Annotated in this window: 14 protein-coding genes; 8 read left to right on the top strand and 6 right to left on the bottom strand. The window is 72.7% G+C overall.

Annotated elements, in window-relative coordinates:
* Positions 1–161 precede the first annotated feature (161 nt).
* On the top strand, positions 162–1013 hold the full coding sequence (locus tag LV79_RS34735) for a helix-turn-helix domain-containing protein (protein WP_253842151.1): 852 nt from the start codon (positions 162–164) through the stop codon (positions 1011–1013).
* 40 nt (positions 1014–1053) lie between these two features.
* Entirely contained in the window at positions 1054–1428 is a 375-nt protein-coding gene (locus LV79_RS32490; protein ID WP_253842150.1) for a DUF397 domain-containing protein, read from the top strand.
* Here the strand turns inward: LV79_RS32490 and LV79_RS32485 are convergent.
* The 6 genes from LV79_RS32485 to kdd all read right to left on the bottom strand — a co-directional run bounded on the left by LV79_RS32485 (position 1419) and on the right by kdd (position 9124).
* A complete protein-coding gene (locus tag LV79_RS32485; RefSeq protein WP_253842149.1) occupies positions 1419–3476 on the bottom strand; it encodes an AMP-binding protein in 2058 nt (685 codons plus the stop codon). The two genes, LV79_RS32490 and LV79_RS32485, sit on opposite strands and share 10 nt — an antisense overlap.
* 162 nt (positions 3477–3638) lie before the next feature.
* Complete coding sequence (kal, locus tag LV79_RS32480; RefSeq protein ID WP_253842148.1) at positions 3639–4034, bottom strand: 3-aminobutyryl-CoA ammonia lyase; 396 nt, start codon at positions 4032–4034, stop codon at positions 3639–3641.
* On the bottom strand, positions 4031–4810 hold the full coding sequence (gene kamE / locus LV79_RS34730) for a lysine 5,6-aminomutase subunit beta (protein WP_253842147.1): 780 nt from the start codon (positions 4808–4810) through the stop codon (positions 4031–4033). Before kamE ends, kal begins: the two co-directional genes overlap by 4 nt.
* Complete coding sequence (gene kamD, locus LV79_RS32470; protein ID WP_253842146.1) at positions 4807–6399, bottom strand: lysine 5,6-aminomutase subunit alpha; 1593 nt, start codon at positions 6397–6399, stop codon at positions 4807–4809. The genes kamE and kamD overlap by 4 nt, the downstream gene beginning before the upstream one ends.
* A 68-nt stretch (positions 6400–6467) precedes the next feature.
* Complete coding sequence (locus LV79_RS32465) at positions 6468–8084, bottom strand: amidohydrolase (protein WP_253842145.1); 1617 nt, start codon at positions 8082–8084, stop codon at positions 6468–6470.
* A gap of 2 nt (positions 8085–8086) precedes the next feature.
* On the bottom strand, positions 8087–9124 hold the full coding sequence (gene kdd / locus LV79_RS32460) for an L-erythro-3,5-diaminohexanoate dehydrogenase (RefSeq protein WP_253842144.1): 1038 nt from the start codon (positions 9122–9124) through the stop codon (positions 8087–8089).
* A gap of 107 nt (positions 9125–9231) precedes the next feature.
* Between kdd and LV79_RS32455 the strand changes: the two genes are divergently transcribed.
* From LV79_RS32455 to LV79_RS32430, 6 genes are all read left to right on the top strand, one after another.
* A complete protein-coding gene (locus LV79_RS32455; RefSeq protein WP_253842143.1) occupies positions 9232–10659 on the top strand; it encodes a KamA family radical SAM protein in 1428 nt (475 codons plus the stop codon).
* 190 nt (positions 10660–10849) lie between these two features.
* Positions 10850–12283: a S28 family serine protease gene (locus LV79_RS32450; RefSeq protein ID WP_253842142.1), complete on the top strand. Its 1434-nt coding sequence runs from the start codon at positions 10850–10852 to the stop codon at positions 12281–12283.
* Positions 12284–12452: 169 nt separating this feature from the next.
* Positions 12453–14996: an ABC transporter permease gene (locus tag LV79_RS32445; protein WP_253842141.1), complete on the top strand. Its 2544-nt coding sequence runs from the start codon at positions 12453–12455 to the stop codon at positions 14994–14996.
* On the top strand, positions 14989–15684 hold the full coding sequence (locus tag LV79_RS32440; protein ID WP_253842140.1) for an ABC transporter ATP-binding protein: 696 nt from the start codon (positions 14989–14991) through the stop codon (positions 15682–15684). The genes LV79_RS32445 and LV79_RS32440 overlap by 8 nt, the downstream gene beginning before the upstream one ends.
* Positions 15681–16328, top strand: a complete 648-nt coding sequence (locus LV79_RS32435) for an ABC transporter ATP-binding protein (RefSeq protein WP_253842139.1) — start codon at positions 15681–15683, stop codon at positions 16326–16328. The genes LV79_RS32440 and LV79_RS32435 overlap by 4 nt, the downstream gene beginning before the upstream one ends.
* A gap of 47 nt (positions 16329–16375) precedes the next feature.
* Positions 16376–17227 carry a DUF4429 domain-containing protein gene (locus LV79_RS32430; RefSeq protein ID WP_253842287.1) on the top strand — a complete coding sequence of 284 codons (852 nt, stop codon included), beginning with the start codon at positions 16376–16378 and terminating at the stop codon, positions 17225–17227.
* Positions 17228–17235 lie beyond the last annotated feature (8 nt).

Raw genomic sequence — 17235 nt, 5'->3', positions numbered from 1 at the left:
TCACTGTGCGGCGCGCCGCAGCCTCGGTATATAACTTTCCGCGTCAAGCCCGTTGGCGATCTGCCACATGGCTGTCATGCTTCCTGACGTAAGTCGGGTAGCACCACTCATGTAGACATGTAGCAGTGTGGCACGTCTAACAGCTTTTTGGGAGGTCGCAAGTGTCCGTCACCAGGGGTGCGGAGCCCCAGCAGCGCAAACTCCGCCTCGAACTCCGCCACGCCCGCACCGCCGCGGGTTTCTCGCAGAAACAGGTCGCTGACGCGCTGGAATGGTCGCTGTCGAAGGTCGTGCGCATCGAGCAGGGCGCGGTCGGGGTGTCCATCACCGACCTGCGCGCGCTCCTGCACCACTACGGCGTCTCGGATCGTGAGATCGTCGACGAGCTGCTCGACCTCGCCCGCAAGCGCACCGAGAGCCGGTGGTGGGAGAAGTACGCGAAGGACATCCCGACGGTCCTCGTCCAGCTCATCGAGATGGAGGACGTGGCGACCCGGATCCGGCAGTTCCAGGGCCACATCGTGCCGGGCATGCTGCAGAACGAGGAGCTCACCAGGGCGATCATCGCAGGCTACCCGGGCGAGCCTGCCAGGGTCGAGCAGATGGTCAGCCTCCGGCTGCGCAGGCAGCACATCCTCGCGGACGAGTCCCGGGAGTTCACCTACATCCTCGACGAGTCGGTGCTGCGCAGGCGCATCGGCTCGACCGAGATCCTGGCGGCGCAGAACCGCAGGCTGGTCGAACTCACCGAGCGCCCGAACATCTCCATCTCGGTGATCCCGTTCAGCCACGGCAGCCACCAGGCCATGCAGGGGTCCTACACGGTGCTGGACGTGCCGGTCGGGTACGACGATGACGACGTGGATTCCATCGTCCTGCTCCAGGGACCGCTGCGGGACTCGATCATCCGCCGGGACCCGAATCGGATCAGCGAGTTCATCGAGGCATTTGCCCAACTGGAGCACATGGCCATCCCACTGGAGAACTGGGAAGGGCTGGCCGACCTGGTGTGACACCAGCGATTCCCAGTTTGTCGCACATTTGTCAACCCGGGTGATCGAGTTAGCTCTGTCGGCCCTAGCTCGCCCGCGCCCGGGAGACCTAACCTGCACACGTACGGCTCAGTCGGGGGCCCGTGTGGTGCCACCGCGCCGCACGTGGACTCCCCGCCATGGAGGGAGTCCGCGCGTGGCGAGGAAGAACCCCACCCACGTGGAGACCGACTATCGCGGCCGGCGCTGGGTGAAGAGTTCGTTCAGCGCCCCTACCACGGATTGCGTCGAAGTCGCGTGCGATCTAGAACGTGCGCATATCCGCTCCTCACGCAACAGAAATGGGGACACCCTCGCTGTGCCCGGTGCCGCGTGGTCAGCGCTCGTCGATTTCGCCGCCGCGCGGGATTCGGCAACCTCGATTCGTCAGTCCTGATCGGCGAGCAGGCGGGTGACGACCTTGCCGGTGGCGTTGCGGGGGACGCGGCGGACGAAGAAGACGTCGCGGGGGACCGACGAGCGTTCCAGGTGGTCGTGGACGTACTCGCGGACGGCGGTGGCGCCGAGGCGGGTGCCGGGTTTGAGCGCGACGTAGGCGGCGAAGCGCTGGCCGTACTCGCGGTCGGGCACGCCGACCACGGCGGCGTCGGCGACGGCGTCCATGCCCAGCAGCAGTTCCTCCACCGGGCGCGGGAAGACGTTCTCGCCGCCGGAGACGATCATGTCATCGTCGCGGCCGGAGACGAAGAGCCTGCCGTCGGCGTCGAGGTAGCCGCGGTCGCCGGTGACCATGAGGTCGTCGTGCATCTCGGTGCTGGTGCCGTTGGTGTAGCCCTCGAAGAGCATCTCGTTGCCCACGCAGATGCGGCCGACCACACCGGGGGCGACCGGGCCGCCGTCGGCGTCCAGTATCCCGACCCTGGTCCCCACCGGGCAGCGGCCCGCGGTGGTCGGCGCGGCGCGCAGGTCGGTCGGGTCGGCGATGCTGGCCCAGGACACCTCGGTCGAGCCGTAGAGGTTGTAGAGGACGTCGCCGTAGGAGTCCATGAAGGACGTCACCAGCTGGCGCGACAGCGCTGACCCGCTGGAGGCCACCACCCGCAGGCTGGACGTGTCGTAGCGGGCCCTGGTCCGCTCGGGCAGCGCCATGATCCGCTGCAGCATGACCGGCACCGCGATCAGCGCGGTGCACCTGAGCTCGGCGACCGCGGCCAGCGTGGCCTCGGCGTCGAAGCGGCGCTGCAGCACCAGCGAGGCGTGCAGCGGCATCCCGAGCTGGACCGCGGCCAGGCCCCAGGTGTGGAACAGCGGGGCGGCGACGAGCATCCGCTCCCCCGCGCGCAGCGGTATCCGGGACAGCACCGAGGCGGCCGACCCGAGGCCGGGCGGGTTGCGGCGCCGCGCGCCCTTGGGCGTCCCGGTGGTCCCCGAGGTCAGCACGATGATCTTGCCAGCGTGCTCGGGCGGGTGGACCGGGGTGGCGGGCGCGGCGGCGATGACGGTGTCGACGGTCAGCCCGTCCGGGGCGGCCGACCAGGTGGAGATCCACGGCAGCGACGCGGGCAGGTGGTGGAACAGCGGCGCGAACTCGTCGTCGGCGGCCAGCGCGACCGGGCGGTGCGCCTCGACCAGGTCGGCGACCTGGTCGGCGGAGAGCCCGGTGTTGAGCAGCAGCACGTCCGCGCCGAGCTTGCCGCAGGCGATGGTCACCTCGACCAGGCCCGCGTGGTTGCGGCACATGACCGCGACCCGGCGCCCGGCCCGCACCCCGTGCTTGGCCAGGCCGTTGGCCAGCCGGGTGGTCCTGCGGTCGACCTCGTCGAAGGTCAGCTTGCCGCGCTCGTCGACCAGCGCGACCGCGTCGGGCACCCGGGCGGCGGCGGCCCGGTACCCGCCGACCAGGGTGGCGCCCCAGCGGGCCAGCGCGCCCAGCTGCCGCATGACCCGGTCGGGCCTGCCGGGGTTGAGCACCCCGGCCCTGGCCAGGGTCCTGGCGACGGTGAGCGCCGAGTGCCCGCGCGAGGTCTGGTCGATGCGGGTCGGCGAGCTGGTGGTGGCCCGGCCCGCGAGGTGGTCGTCGACGCGGGTCAGCGCCTTGCGGATCCGCTTGCGCAGCCAGGCGACGGTCAGCGCGGTGCCCGCGGTGAGGTCCTCGGGCAGCGACAGCACGACCTCGACCGCGGTCTCGTCGCCCGCGGGGTCGAGCCGGATGGACAGGTGACCGCCCGCCCAGGCCGGTCCGACCAGCACCAGGTGCTCACCGGGGCGGTTCACCAGCACCTCGACCCGGTCGTGCACCGGTTCGCCACCGGCCACGCTGAACCGGACCCGGTAGCGGGCCTTGCCCGCCGAGGTGGGCTCGCGTTCGGCGCAGGCGATCTCGCGGACGAACCGGGGGTAGAGCGCGGGGTCGCCCAGGACCTCCCAGACCCGCTCCGGCGGGTGGCCGACGACCTGCCGCACCTCGACGAGCTCGCTGGGCATTGTCCTCCGTCGACGACGGCCGCCGGGGACCGGTCAACACCCCGACAGCGTTGTTCACACCTAGTCCCGGTTGTTATCAGCGAAGGGCCGACCGGCGCAAGCGAGGTGTCCGCCGAACGGAGCAAGAGCCGCCAAGATCACTCACTCGGCGCAGCCAGTCGGTTACTTGTCACCCACTGGTGGGACCACGACCGTGCCCTTGGCCCTGGTGATGAGGACTGGCGGCTCCAGCACGTCGGCCGCCGACGGCCCGCGCTCGGGGGCGGCCCGGCACACCACGCGCGCCTCGAACTCCACGCCGCGCGAGCGGGTGCCGACCCGGACCAGGGTGGCGGTCGCCTCCACGACGTCACCCGCGCGCAGCGGCGCCAGGAACTCGACCTGCTCGTACCCGGCGAAGAGCCCCTCGTCGCCGTCGGTGCGCACGCACAGCTCCGTCGCGACGTCACCGAAGAGGCCGAGCGAGTACGCGCCGTCGACCAGGCTGCCGCCGTAGTGGGCGTGGGCGTGCGGCACGTAGCGCCGGTGGGTGACGGCGAGACCGACCTCGGGGCTCATGCGGGCTGCTCCTTGCGCTGGTTGATGGCGTGGACGAGGTAGCTGGCGACCTCGCCCGGGGTGGTGCCGCGGCTGAACACCCGGTCGACGCCCAGGTCACCGGCCATCCGCGGGTCGAACCGGGGGCCACCGGCGATGAGCAGCGGGCGGCGCCCGCCCATGGCCTCGCGGAAGGCGGCCGACATCTCCTGGGTGTTGAGGATGTGCGCGTCGCGCTGGGTGACGACCTGGGAGACCAGCACCGCGTCGGCCTTCTCCGCGCGAGCCCGCTTGACCAGGTCGGGGACGCTGACCTGGGCGCCGAGGTTGACCACCCGCAGCTCCCGGTAGTACTCCAGCCCCTTCTCCCCCGCGAAGCCCTTGATGTTGAGGATCGCGTCGATGCCCACGGTGTGCGCGTCGGTGCCGATGCAGGCGCCGACCACGACCAGCTTGCGGCGCAGCGCCCGCTTGATCACGGTGTTGACCTCGCTGGGCGGCAGCAGCGGGTACTCGCGCTCGACGACCTCGACCTCGGTGAGGTCGATGATGTGCTTGGCCGAGCCGTAGACGACGAAGAAGGTGAAGTCGGGGCCGATCGGGTTGGAGTGCACGACCATGGCCGGTTCCAGGCCCATCTTGGCCGCGAGCAGCAGCGCGGCGCCCTCGGCTCGGGGGCCGTGCGGGACGGGCAGGGTGAACGAGGTCTGCACCATGCCGTCGCCGCTGGTGTCGCCGTAGGGCCGCACGTAGCGCTTCTCGCTCGACCCTGGCGCCTGGGTGTCGGAGCTGGTCACTTGGTCGCCCCCTCGTCCAGCAGGTCGGTGGCCGGGTTGCGGTAGCCCTCGCCCTTGGCGATCACGCCCGCGACGCCCTTGCCCTGGTCCGGCGGGCGCTTCATCAGGCCGAAGGTGCCCTCGGCGATGGCGTTGAGCAGCCCGTCGTCCACGACCCGGCCGAGCAGGTCGACCGCCTCGCCGAGCACCTGGTGGGCGCGCTTGACGATCAGCCCGTCCGGGGCGGGCCGGAAGTCCTCGGCCAGGTTCCCGGCGGCCTCCAGCACGTACCGGACGTTGGCCAGGGCCAGGTCGCGGTCGGACAGGAACGGGGTGACCACGGCCTCGGTCATCATCCCGACCAGCAGGATCGACTGGCCGGTGAGCGCGCCCGCGAGGTTGAAGAACCCGTCGAGCAGGTAGCCGTTGAACACGTCGCCGGTCATGTGCTTGGTCGGCGGCATCCACTTGAGCGGGGCGTCCGGGAACAGCTCGCGGGCCAGCAGCGCGTGCGCCAGCTCCAGCCGGAACGACTCGGGCACCTTGGGGTTGATCTCGAAGGCGTGGCCGAGGCCGAGCAGCTCGTCCGGTAGGCCTGCCTCGTGCGCGAAGTGCTCGTTGAGCAGCTGCGAGACGGTGACGGTGTGCGCGGCGTCCACGGCGTCGGCGGTGGTGAGGTAGTTGTCCTCGCCGGTGTTGATGATGATGCCCGCGCGGGCGTGCACCTGGCGGGAGAACCGCTGGTCGACGAAGGTGCGGATCGGGTTGATGTCGCGGAAGAGGATGCCGTACATGGAGTCGTTGAGCATCATGTCCAGCCGCTGCAGGCCCGCCAGCACCGCGATCTCGGGCATGCACAGCCCGGAGGCGTAGTTGGTGACCCGCACGTACCGGCCGACCTCCCTGGACACCTCGTCCATGGCGGCCCGCATGATCCGGAAGTTCTCCTGGGTGGCGTAGGTGCCCGCGAACCCGTGGTGGGTGGCGCCCTCGGGCACGTAGTCCAGCAACGACTGCCCGGTCGAGCGGATGACGGCGATGATGTCGGCCCCCGCCCGCGCGGCGTTCGCGGCCTGCACGACGTCCTCGTCGATGTCCCCGGTCGCCACGATGAGGTAGATCCAAGGACGCCGCGGCGGATCCCCGAGCTTGGCCACGAGCTTGTCGCGCTGAGCCCGGTTGCGATCGACGGTCCGCAGCCCCTTGGCGACGGCGGCCCGGGAGGCCTTGGCGGCGCGGGTGGCGTCCTTGCCGGTCGGCACCCGGTAGGTGACCTGCCCGGCGGCGGTGGCCTCGGCCAGCTCGGTCAGGCTGCCCAGGTTGTGCTCGGCGAGCGCGTGGAACACCGGCCCGCACACACCGTCCTGCAAACCGCAGTGCTCAGCGACGGTGTCCACGACCCGGTTGACCCACGGCACGTCCCCCGCGCGGTGAGTGCTGTCAGCACCGGTGATCCCCGCGAGCCGCAGCGTGGCGCGCTCGACCGACACCGTGGTGTGCGACCGCGCGATCTCCACCACCGGCGCGGCCGCCTTCGCCGCCAAATGACGCGCCGTGGCCACCACGGCCGGGTCGAGGTCGAGCAGCGGCGGGCGGCTATGGACGGACATTCGAGCTCCCCTCGCGGTCGCGGGTCGTGCTGCTGTTGTCAGAGTCGGTGCGTGAGCGGGAACCGGCACTAGGAGGTGGCATGGGGAGTCACCTCGTGGTCGTAGATGGTGTGGCCGCGCAGGACGGTGCGGAGGCAGGTGGGGGTGGGGGTGGTGGGGTCCATCGGGGGGAGGCCGGGGACTCGGGAGCGGGGGTCGGTCGACCAGCGGCGGACCCGGTCGTCGGGGACGGCTACCACGAGGTCTGGGGCGTCCCAGACGGCGAAGGTGGCGGGGGCGCCGGGGACGAGGGTGCCGGTGAGGCCGTCGTCGACGCCTGCCGCGCGCCAGCCGCCCCGGGTGTGGGCGGTGAAGGCGGCTCGGGGGGAGAGGCCGGAGCCGTCGGTGCGGTGGTTGACCGCCGCGCGGACGGTGGACCAGGGGTCGACCCTGGTGACGGGGGCGTCGGAGCCGAGGGCGAGCACGACACCGGCGGCCACGAGCAGGGCGTACGGGTTGAGCGAGGTGCCGCGCTCGACGCCGAGGCGGGTGGCGTACATGCCGTCCGGGCCGCCCCAGGCCGCGTCGAACTGGGGTTGAACCGAGGCGACCACACCCCACTGGCCCAGCTGCCGCGCCTGCTCGGGGGTGACCATCTCCAGGTGCTCAAGCCGGTGCCGTGCCCCAGCCAGCGCGAGCGTGCCGACGCGCTTCTCGGCTACGGCGAACCCGGCGATGACCTCGGCCGTCGCGGCGTCGCCGATGACGTGGAACCCCGCCTGGATCTCGGCCTCCGTGCACACCACCAGGTGCTCGGCGATGGCGGCGGCGTCGAGGTAGAGCGCGCCGCTGGTGTCAGCGTCGGCATAGGGCGAGCACAGCGCCGCCGTACGTGACCCGAGCGCGCCGTCGACGAACAGGTCCCCCGCCAGGCCGCGAACCCGGTGCTGGACGGCCAACTCCGCGGGCCCGATCTCGCCCCAGTAGCCGACGACCTCGGGCAGGTCACCGCCCGCACGGGCCAGCAGCGCGGTCAGGTCGTCGGCGCCGGAGATGTCGGGTCCCGCGCACTCGTGCACGCAGGCGATGCCCTGGGAAGCGGCGTGCCGGAGGAACTCGAGCTGGGCCTCGTCGCGCTGCGCCGGGGTGATCGCGTCCTGGGCCGCCCGGCGGGCACGGTGGTGGGCGTCGCGGGTCAGCGGGCCGTCGGGGTGGTAGCCGTCGGCGGCGCGGGCACCGGGCGCGCGGTCGAGCAGGGCGGTCGACACCAGTGCGGAGTGGACGTCCACACGGGACAGGTAGACCGCGGTGGACCCGGCGGCCTCGTCGACCTCCGCGCGGGTCGGCGGGCGGTTCTCCGGCCACGTGGTCTCGTCCCAGCCGTGCCCCCACACCAGCGGGTGGCCGCTGGTGTGGACGTGCGCGGCGACCATGGCCAGGCACTCGGCGAGGCTGCGGGCGCCGGTCAGGTCGAGGCCGACGCGCAGCAGCCCGGCGGAGGTGGCGTGCACGTGGGCGTCGACGAACGCGGGCGCGACGAAGGCGCCGTCGAGGTCGACGACCACACCGTCCCCGTGCAGCGCGCGACCGACCGAGTCCTGGCCGAGCCACACGACGACGCCGTCGCGCACGGCGATGGCGGTGGCGGACGGGTCGGCCGGGGAGTGCACGCGGCCCCCGGTGTACAGGGTGCTGGAAGTCGTCACGGTCACTGAGTCTCGCGGGCGGCGAACAGCGCGCGCACCCCGGGCTCGGCGCGCAGCAGGTCCAGCGCGAACGCGGCGTGGCCGGGCACGTAGCCGTTGCCGACGAGCATCCGGACGTCGGCGGCAAGGCCCTCGGCACCGAGCGCGGCGGCGGGGAACGAGGTGGCCATGGAGAAGAACACGACGGTGCCGCCGTCGGCGGTGGCCATGATCGCGCCGTGCTCGCAGCCGGGCACGTCGACGCACACCACGGTGACGTCGACGGGGGTGCCGATGGCGGCGTGCACGGCGAGCGGGTCGCGGGCGTCGGCGACGACGACCTCGTCGGCCAGCCCGGCCGAGCGCACCGCGTCGGCCTCGGCGTCGGTCGGGACGAGCGCGACCACGCGGGTGGCCCCGGCACGGCGGGCGGCGGCCAGCGACAGCGAGCCGGACTTGCCGCCACCGCCGAGCACCAGCACGGACGCGCCGACACCCGCCTCACGGACGACGCGATCGGTGAGCGCGGGGGCACCGCAGACGTCCATGACCGACAGCGCGATCCCATCGGGCAGGTCGTTGGGCAGCACGGCGGCGATGGAGCGGCCGAACAGCACCGCGGTCCCCCGGCACGGCACCTGCTCGCTAAGCCCGTCCCAGTCGGCAAGGCCGTCCGTGATCCGCAGCGGAGTCAGCGTAAGTGAGACAAGAGTCGCGACCCGGTCGCCCACCTCTAGCGCCAACGGCGAGTCAGGGCCGACAGCGGCGACCGTGCCCAAGAGCATCCCGCCGGACCCGGTGACCGGGTTCTGCATCTTGCCGCGCTCGGCGACGATCCCCAGCACGGCGGCCCGGACGGCGTCACCGGTGCCGTGCTGCTCGCGCAATTGCCGGTAGGAGGCCGCGTCCAGGTTGAGCCGGTCGACGTCGATGACCACCTCGTCGGCGTACGGCTCGGGGTCGGGGTCGAGCCGGTGCGCCTGCTGGGGCAGCACCCCGGCGGGCTCGACCACCCGGTGCAGCCCGAACGGCGAGCCGACCCGTGCGACCTGTGCGTTCATCCCGAGCCCTCCGTGTGACGTCATGACGGCGAAAGTGCTGTAGATTTTACGGAGCACTAGCGCTCTGGCAGCATATCTTCACGCCACCCTAGCGGCTAGGAGTACATATGACTGCGTTGCGGGACTTGCGGCAGGCGGACACGACCGTGTCCGCCGCGGTGCGCGACGGCGCCCACCAGCCCTACGAGTACGTCCGCCGTGAGCTGGTGGAACCGGACTGGCGGCGCTTCCCCGGCTGGTCGGGGGTGACCGAGGCGCAGTGGCGGGACGCGCAGTGGCAGCGGGTCAACTGCGTCAAGAACGAGCGGCAGCTGCGCAAGGTCGTCGGCGGCCTGCTCGACGAGTCGTTCTACGCGGAGCTGCTGGCCGACCAGGAGCAGCTGGCGACCATGTCGATGCTGCTGCCGCCGCAGATGCTCAACACCATGGCGCCGACGGCGGAGGCGGCCGAGTTCACCGAGGCGTTCTTCGCCGACCCGATCCGCCGCTACATGCTGCCCGTGCGCTCCGACCGCGACCCCGAGTGGCCGAGCCACCCGCACTCGACCCGCGACTCGCTGCACGAGGCCGAGATGTGGGTGGTGGAGGGCCTGACCCACCGCTACCCCACCAAGGTGCTCGCCGAGCTGCTGTCCACCTGCCCCCAGTACTGCGGGCACTGCACCCGGATGGACCTGGTCGGCAACTCGACCCCGCAGGTCGACAAGCACAAGCTCGCGCTCAAGCCGGTCGACCGGCAGGACCAGATGATCGACTACCTGCGCCGCACCCCCGGGGTGCGCGACGTGGTGGTCTCCGGCGGCGACGTGGCGAACGTGCCGTGGAAGCAGCTGGAGTCGTTCCTGATGCGGCTGCTCGACATCGAGACGGTGCGCGACATCCGGCTGGCGACCAAGGCGCTGGCGGGGCTGCCGCAGCACTGGTTGCAGCCGTCGGTGGTCGAGGGCTTGGAGCGGGTCGCCCGCACGGCCGCGCGGCGCGGGGTGAACCTGGCCATCCACACCCACGTCAACCACGCCCAGTCGGTGACCCCGCTGGTGGCCGAGGCGGCGCGGACGGCGCTGGAGGTCGGGGTGCGCGACGTGCGCAACCAGGGCGTGCTGATGCGGGGCGTGAACGCGACCCCGGAGGCGCTGCTCGACCTGTGCTTCGCGCTGCAGGGCGAGGCGGGCGTGCTGCCCTACTACTTCTACATGTGCGACATGATCCCCAACGCCGAGCACTGGCGGGTCGCGGTGTGGGAGGCCCAAGAGCTCCAGCACGCGATCATGGGCTACCTGCCCGGCTACGCGACCCCGCGCATCATCTGCGATGTCCCATATGTCGGGAAGCGCTGGGTGCACCAGCTCGCCGAGTACGACCGCGAGCTGGGTGTCTCCTACTGGACCAAGAACTACCGCGCGGGCACCGAACGCGAGGAGGCCGAGGACGCCGAGGCGATCCTGAGCCGCCGCTACCCGTACTACGACCCGATCAGCACGCTGCCCGCCACCGGGCAGCGGCACTGGCGGGACCACCCGACCTACGAGGGCTGACCCCCCAGCCCCGGCGGTCGCCCAGGTGAGCGAGGGCCACATGGGCGACCGCCGATCCCGACTGGCCCCCGACACCCGTCGTGGGGCGATTGTCAGCGGCTTTCGGACAGCGGGGCCGGTGCGCAAGACTCTGCCATCCCTGCGGGCAGGGCACTGCCGCAGCAGACCACCGACCCCAAGGAGTATGGGCGTGCTTCTCCGCACCAGACGGGCGCTCGCGGCGGGACTGGCGGTCGCCGCCGCGGTGGGGGTGGCCGTGGCCGCCGCCCCCGCGCAGGCGGCACCAGGTCCCGCCACCAGCCAGAGCGCGCACAGCGCCGACATCCTCGACCAGCTCAAGGCCGTCCCCGGTCTGACGGTGGTCTCCGAGTCGGCCACCCCGCCCGCCGGGTACCGGTTCTTCCTGCTGACCTTCAAGCAGCCGGTCGACCACCACAACCCGCGCGGCGCCACGTTCGAGCAGCGGTTCCAGTTACTGCACAAGGACACCGCCCGGCCGGTGGTGCTGCACACCACCGGCTACAACATGCCGACCACCGCGTTCCGCTCGGAGCCCACCCGGCTCGTCGACGGCAACCAGATCTCGGTGGAGCAGCGGTTCTTCACCCCGTCGCGGCCCGCGAACGCGGACTGGGACGACCTCGACATCTGGCAGGCGGCCACCGACCACCACCGGATCGTCAAGGCCCTCAAGCGGGTCTACGCCGCGAAGTGGATCTCCACCGGGGCCAGCAAGGGCGGGATGACCTCGGTCTACCACCGGCGCTTCTACCCGGAGGACGTCGACGGCGTCGTCGCCTACGTCGCCCCCAACGACGCGGACAACGACTCCGACCGCGCCTACGACCGGTTCTTCCAGACCGTGGGCAACGACCCGGCGTGCCGCACCAAGCTGGCGGACGTGCAGAAGGAGGCCCTCAAGCGGCGGACCGCGCTGGTGGCCAAATACCAGGCGGCGGCGACCGCGGCGAACTGGACGTTCACCGGGGTGCTCGGGTCGATCGACAAGGCCTACGAGATGACCGTCCTGGACACCGTGTGGGCGTTCTGGCAGTACTCGACCCAGGCCGACTGCGCGACCGTCCCGGCCAAGACCGCGACCGACGACGAGCTGTACGCGTTCATCGACGCCACCGCCGGGTTCGCCTTCTACGCCGACCAGGGCATCACCCCGTACTCGCCGTACTTCTACCAGGCCGCGACCCAGCTGGGCTGGCCGCAGCCGAAGTTCGAGCACCTGCGGGGCCTGACCAAGTACCCGAACCTGTACCAGGCGAACTCCAGCCTCCCGCCGGAGCTGCGCCGCCGCCACGACTCGCGGCCGATGCTGGACGTGGACCGCTGGGTGCGCGCCCGGGGTTCGCAGCTGCTGTTCGTCTACGGGGCCAACGACCCGTGGGGCGCCGAGCAGTTCGTGCCCAGCCGCCGCGACTCGCACCTCTACGTCGCGCCCGGCGCCAACCACGGCGCGAACATCGCGGCGCTGTCCCCCGCTGACGCGGCCGCCGCCACGGCGACGCTGCGCCGGTGGGCGAACGTGACCGCGCCCGCGTTCGCGGAGCGGGCATCGGACGGGATCACCGATCTCGACCGGGCCGAGCCGCCGCGCAGGCGTCCGTTCTAGTCGGTTCTGATCGGTTCCAGTCAGTTGTGGTCAGCGGAGGGGCGGGGAGCGGGTGGCTCCCCGCCCCTCCGCGCGTTCGGTGACCGGTCGGGCACGCGCTGTCGGCGGCGGATCTCGAATGGGTCGCGTTCGGCGGTGACCAGCGGCGACGCCGGTAGCGTGCCGCTCCATGCAGTTGCCATGGAGGGCGGCTCCGCGCGCGGCGGTGTCGAGTCCGCTGACGGTGTTGGTGGCCTTCGTCGCGGCCCTGCTGCTCAGCTTCGTCGGCGCGGCCGCGGTGCTGCACGCGGACTCGGCCGGGTCGGCGGCGGTGGCCTACCAGGCCGGCCGGTTGTGCGGCCAGACCGTGCCGCCGGTGGTCGACGGGAACCGGGTGACGGTCGCCGACGCCAACACGATCCTGCGGATCTCCGCGGACCAGGGTCGGGCGGCCGGGTTCACCACGGTGGTCGGCGCGGTCTACTCCCCCGTGCGGCAGTGGGACTTCAACGGCCCGCACCCGTGGTCGCAGTTCGGGTACCGCGACGGCGCGATGGACAACCTGCGGGTCGTCGAGGGCGGTAGCCGGGACGGGGTGTGGGTGCCGCGCAGCATCGCCGAGGACGCGGGGATCAAGATCGGCGACCGCGGCCTCGACGGCACCCTGCCGCCGGTGACCGCGATCTACGCCGACGTCAGCGACCCGGTGCCCGCGTACTGGTGCTCCGAGCAGCAGCGGATCGTGCCGAACCCGCTGGCCACCGAGGGCGCGACGGCGGCGGTCATCTGGTTCCCCAGCCTGGCGTCGTTCACCGAGTCGATGGGTCCGCCGAGCGGGAACGCGGCGGCGGTCACCGTCCGCTTCCCCACCGAGACCCCCAAGACGACCGATGAGGCCGCCGCCCTGGTAGCGCGCGGGAAGACGGTGGTCGACGGGGTCACCGCGCAGTTGCGGACGCAGGACAAGGCGCGCCTGGTGATGGCGTCGAACTACTTCGCCAAGCCGGTGGAGGTCGCGCGGTCGGCCGAGTCGACGGTCTTGGGCGCGGTGCTGCCGTTGACGGTGATCAGCCTGCTGGTCGGTCTGGCCGGGGTCGGCGCGGTGACCGTGCAATGGGTGCAACGGCGGCACGCCGAACTACGGCTCCTGTGGGCACGCGGGGCGGGACCGATCGCGCTGGGGTGGCGGGCGGTGCTGGAGTTGGCGGCGCCCCTGCTCGGGGGCGCGGCGGCCGGACTTGTCGCGGCACGGTTGACGCTGTCCTGGTACGCGCCGTCGACTGCGTTGACCGACGGCACTGTCGGTGCGGCGGCGCTGGTCGCGACCGGGGTCCTCGTGGCCGCGTTGTTGGTCGTGGGTGCGGTGACTGCCGCGCGGACGCACCGGGAGTTCCAGGCAGGCAGCACGCGCGGGATGTCGCGGGTGTGGCGGTTAGTGCCGTGGGAACTGATCACCGCCGGGTTGGCCTACCTCGCGTGGGCGCGCCTAGACAGCACACCGACGAAACTCCAGTTCGGACAACCCTTGCCGCAGACCGCTGACGCCGTCGGGTTGGCCTTCCCGTTGCTGGTAGTCCTCACGGTCGCTCTAGTCACGGTCAGGCTCGCGCGGTGGGCGTTGTCGGCGGGACACCGGGCCAACCTGTGGCGGGTGCCCGCGGTGCACCTGGCGTTGCGCCGGTTGTCGGCCGCCGCCGGGTCCGCGGTGGGGATCCTGCTGGTCGGGACGCTCGCGGTGGGCACGTTGACGGTCGGCGTCGGTGTCGCGGACGCGCAGAGCGAGGCGCTGGACACCAAGTCCGGTCTGTTCGTCGGGGCCGAGTCGACCGCGCAGATCCCGGGCCGGGTCGCCGCGGCGGGGCTACCGCCGTCGTTGGCCGAGCACGCGACCGTGGTCGGGGTGGTCAAGACCGGGGAGAGCATCCTGCTGGCGGTCGACCCGAAGACGTTCACCCGGTCCGCGTGGCTCGGCGACCGCGACACCGCCGATGTCGACGCCCAACTGTCTTCCCTGACCGGCGCGTCCGGCCCCGGGCTCCGCGCGCTGCGCGTCGGGTCCACACCGGACGCCCAGACCGAGCTGCCCCGGGTGGGTGCGGTCCGACCTGTCGGCCAGGTGCCGTCGTTCCCGCTGATCGGCACCGGACGCGGCTACGTGGTGGCCGCGGCGGCGCTGGCGGACCCGGCGCGGATCGACGTGTGGCAGGTGTGGTCGACCAAGCCGATCGCCGAGCTGGTGGCCGAGCTGGACGCGGCGGGCATCCACCACCTGCACTCCCGGTCCAAGGCGCTCGCCCTCGACGGGCTGCCGTTCCTGACCGTCACCTGGACCTTCGACTTCGTCACCGCGCTGGGCATGGTGCTGGCCATCGTCGCGGCGGCCGCGCTGGTGCTGGCCGTCGAGGTGCGGCGCAGGCAGAACGCGCTGGCCGGGGCGCTGGCCACCCGGATGGGGCTGCGGCAGCGGACCCTGGTCGGCAGCCACCTCACCGAGCTGGGGTCGCTGGCCGGGGTGTCGGTCGCGGCGGGCAGCGCGGCGGGGGCGGCGTGCGCGGCGGTGTCCGCGCCGATGCTGGACCCGTCGCCGTGGCTGCGGCCGGTGGCCTCGGCACCGGACCTGGTGCCGCTGGTGTCGACGACGACCTCGGTGGCCGCCGCGGTGGTGGCCCTGGTGTGCTGGTCGGCGGTGCGGTCGGTCACCACCGCCCGAGTCGGGGAGCTGATCCGTGGCTGAGCCGTTGTTCGACGAGCAGGTCCCGCTCTACGAGCTGCGGGACGCGCACGTGCGCTACCGGACCCCCGCCGGGGAGGTCAGCGCCGTGGCCGGGGTGAGCTTCGACGTGGCGGCGCGGGGGGTCACCGTGCTGGCCGGGCCGTCCGGGTCGGGCAAGTCGACGCTGCTGCGGGTGCTGGGGTTGATCGACCGGCACACGTCCGGGTCGGTCGCCTGGCAGGGCCGCGACATCGGCAGGCTCACCCACCGCGCGCGCCGGGCCGTGCGCCGCGACCGGATCGCGGTGGTCTTCCAGGCCCCGCCGGACAACCTGATCGGCCACCTGACCGTGGCCGGGAACCTGACCGCCGCCGCCCAGTCCGCCGGGCGCCCCGCCGCCGACCCGGCCATCCTCGACTGGCTCGGCATCCCCGGCACCGGGACCTGGCGGGTCAGCGCGCTCTCCGGCGGCCAGCAGCAGCGACTGGCCTTCGGCTGCGCCCTGGCCCGCTCCCCCGCCGTCATCCTCGCCGACGAACCCACCTCCCAGCTCGACGCGGCGTCGGCGGCCTTGGTGCTCGACGTGGTCCGCCGCCTGGCCGACCGCGGTGTCGCCGTGGTCGCCGCCTCGCACGACCCGGACCTGGTCGCCATCGGCGACCGCGTGGTCCGACTGCGCGAGGGCCACATCGAGGAGGTCGCCGCGTGAGCGCCCTGGTCGCGCGTGGGGTGACCCGGGGGTTCGACCACCCCGACGGGCGGGTCGAGGTGCTGCGCGGGGTCGACCTCGCGGTGGCCGCCGCCGAGGTGGTCACGGTGTCGGGGCGGTCCGGGTCGGGCAAGAGCGCGTTGTTCGCGGTGCTGTGCGGGTTCGACAAGCCCGACGCCGGGACCGTGGAGGTGTGCGGCGCCCCGTTGCCCGCCGTCCCGCCGTGGAGCGACTGCGGGGTGCTGCCGCAGGCGCTCGGGTTGGCGCAGGAGTTGACGCTGGCGGAGAACGTGGCGTTGCCGCTGCGGCTGTCCGGGCGGCGCGCCGAGGTCGCCGACCGGGTCGGGGAACTGCTGGCGGAGCTGGGGATCGCCGCGCTGGCCGACCGGTACCCGCAGGAGGTGTCCTACGGGCAGCAGCAGCGCGCCGCCCTGGCCAGGGCGGTGTCCGCGCGTCCGGCGGTCCTGCTCGCCGACGAGCCGACCGCGCACCTCGACCACGACAGCGTCGCGGTGGTGCTCGGGTTGCTGCGCCGGACCGCCGGGGAGGGCACGGCCGTGCTGGTCGCCACGCACCACGACGCGGTGCACCGGATCGCCGACCGGGAGCTGGCCTTGGCCGAGGGGCGGATCGCGGCGGTCTGAACCCGGTACGGTGTCCGCGTGAGCGGGGGGAGCACGCCGTGCTGGGGATGACCGAGGTGACCGGCCGCGAGGGCACCTGGGTGTTCGACTACGACGCCGTGCGGGTGGTCCCGGCCAAGGCCGCGCACCCACTGCGACTGGCCGTCGGCGAGCTGGTGGTGCCGCTGGCGGTGATCGCCGCGGTCGGGTTCGAGACCGACCGCAAGGGCGGGCACCTGCGGCTGCGGCCGCGCGCGGGCGCCGACCCGCTGACCCACGTCACCGGCGGCGCGCTGCCCGAGGCCGCCGACCCGTTCCGGCTGACCATCGAGCCGAAGGCCGCCGCGTCGGCCGAGTACTTCGCCGACGGGGTCCGCGACGCCCGGATGGTCGCGGGGGTGCCCGACGGCCCGGCCGAGGGGTGGCTGCTGCCCGCGCCGAGCGCGCCGCTGTCGACCACCGGCGAGGACGGCGTCGCCTCGTTCGACGGGGACCGCGTCCGGTTCGAGTGGGGTTGGGCGGCCGAGTCGTCCAAGCGCTCCGGCGGGGCGCGGGAGGTGGCCGTCGGCGACCTCCTCGGTGTCGAGTGGACACCCAAGCTGGTCCGGTTGCGCCCGATCGGCCCGCCGAGCACGCAGCCCGCGTCGCACGACCCGAACTGCTTCCGGTTGTGGGGGTTCAAGAAGGACATCGCGACCTCGGCGCTGCTCGCGGCCTCGGTGGTGGGCAAGCTGCCGCACCCCGCCGCGGCCTCCGCGTCCACTTCGGACACTCAGGGCGCGCTGAGCGCCCAAGGCTTTTCGGAGGACCAGGACACGGTGCTGCGGCGGCTGCGCGAACTGGGTGAGCTGCGCCGCGACGGCGTGCTCACCGAGGACGAGTTCAGCGCGGCGAAGCAGGCGTTGCTGCGCAAGCTCTGAGCGCGGCG

It is taken from the genome of Actinokineospora globicatena, assembly GCF_024171945.1.
GTDB classification, from domain to species: Bacteria; Actinomycetota; Actinomycetes; order Mycobacteriales; family Pseudonocardiaceae; genus Actinokineospora; species Actinokineospora globicatena.
This window is presented reverse-complemented; position numbering and strand designations above follow the sequence as displayed.

What these genes read in the sequence shown, in the direction of transcription:
- LV79_RS32485 (WP_253842149.1), bottom strand. Translation starts at nt 3,476, where the DNA reads ATGCCCAGCGAGCTCGTCGAGGTGCGGCAGGTCGTCGGCCACCCGCCG.
- kal (WP_253842148.1), bottom strand. Translation starts at nt 4,034, where the DNA reads ATGAGCCCCGAGGTCGGTCTCGCCGTCACCCACCGGCGCTACGTGCCG.
- kamD (WP_253842146.1), bottom strand. Translation starts at nt 6,399, where the DNA reads ATGTCCGTCCATAGCCGCCCGCCGCTGCTCGACCTCGACCCGGCCGTG.
- kdd (WP_253842144.1), bottom strand. Translation starts at nt 9,124, where the DNA reads ATGAACGCACAGGTCGCACGGGTCGGCTCGCCGTTCGGGCTGCACCGG.
- LV79_RS32455 (WP_253842143.1), top strand. Translation starts at nt 9,232, where the DNA reads ATGACTGCGTTGCGGGACTTGCGGCAGGCGGACACGACCGTGTCCGCC.
- LV79_RS32445 (WP_253842141.1), top strand. Translation starts at nt 12,453, where the DNA reads ATGCAGTTGCCATGGAGGGCGGCTCCGCGCGCGGCGGTGTCGAGTCCG.
- LV79_RS32430 (WP_253842287.1), top strand. Translation starts at nt 16,376, where the DNA reads ATGACCGAGGTGACCGGCCGCGAGGGCACCTGGGTGTTCGACTACGAC.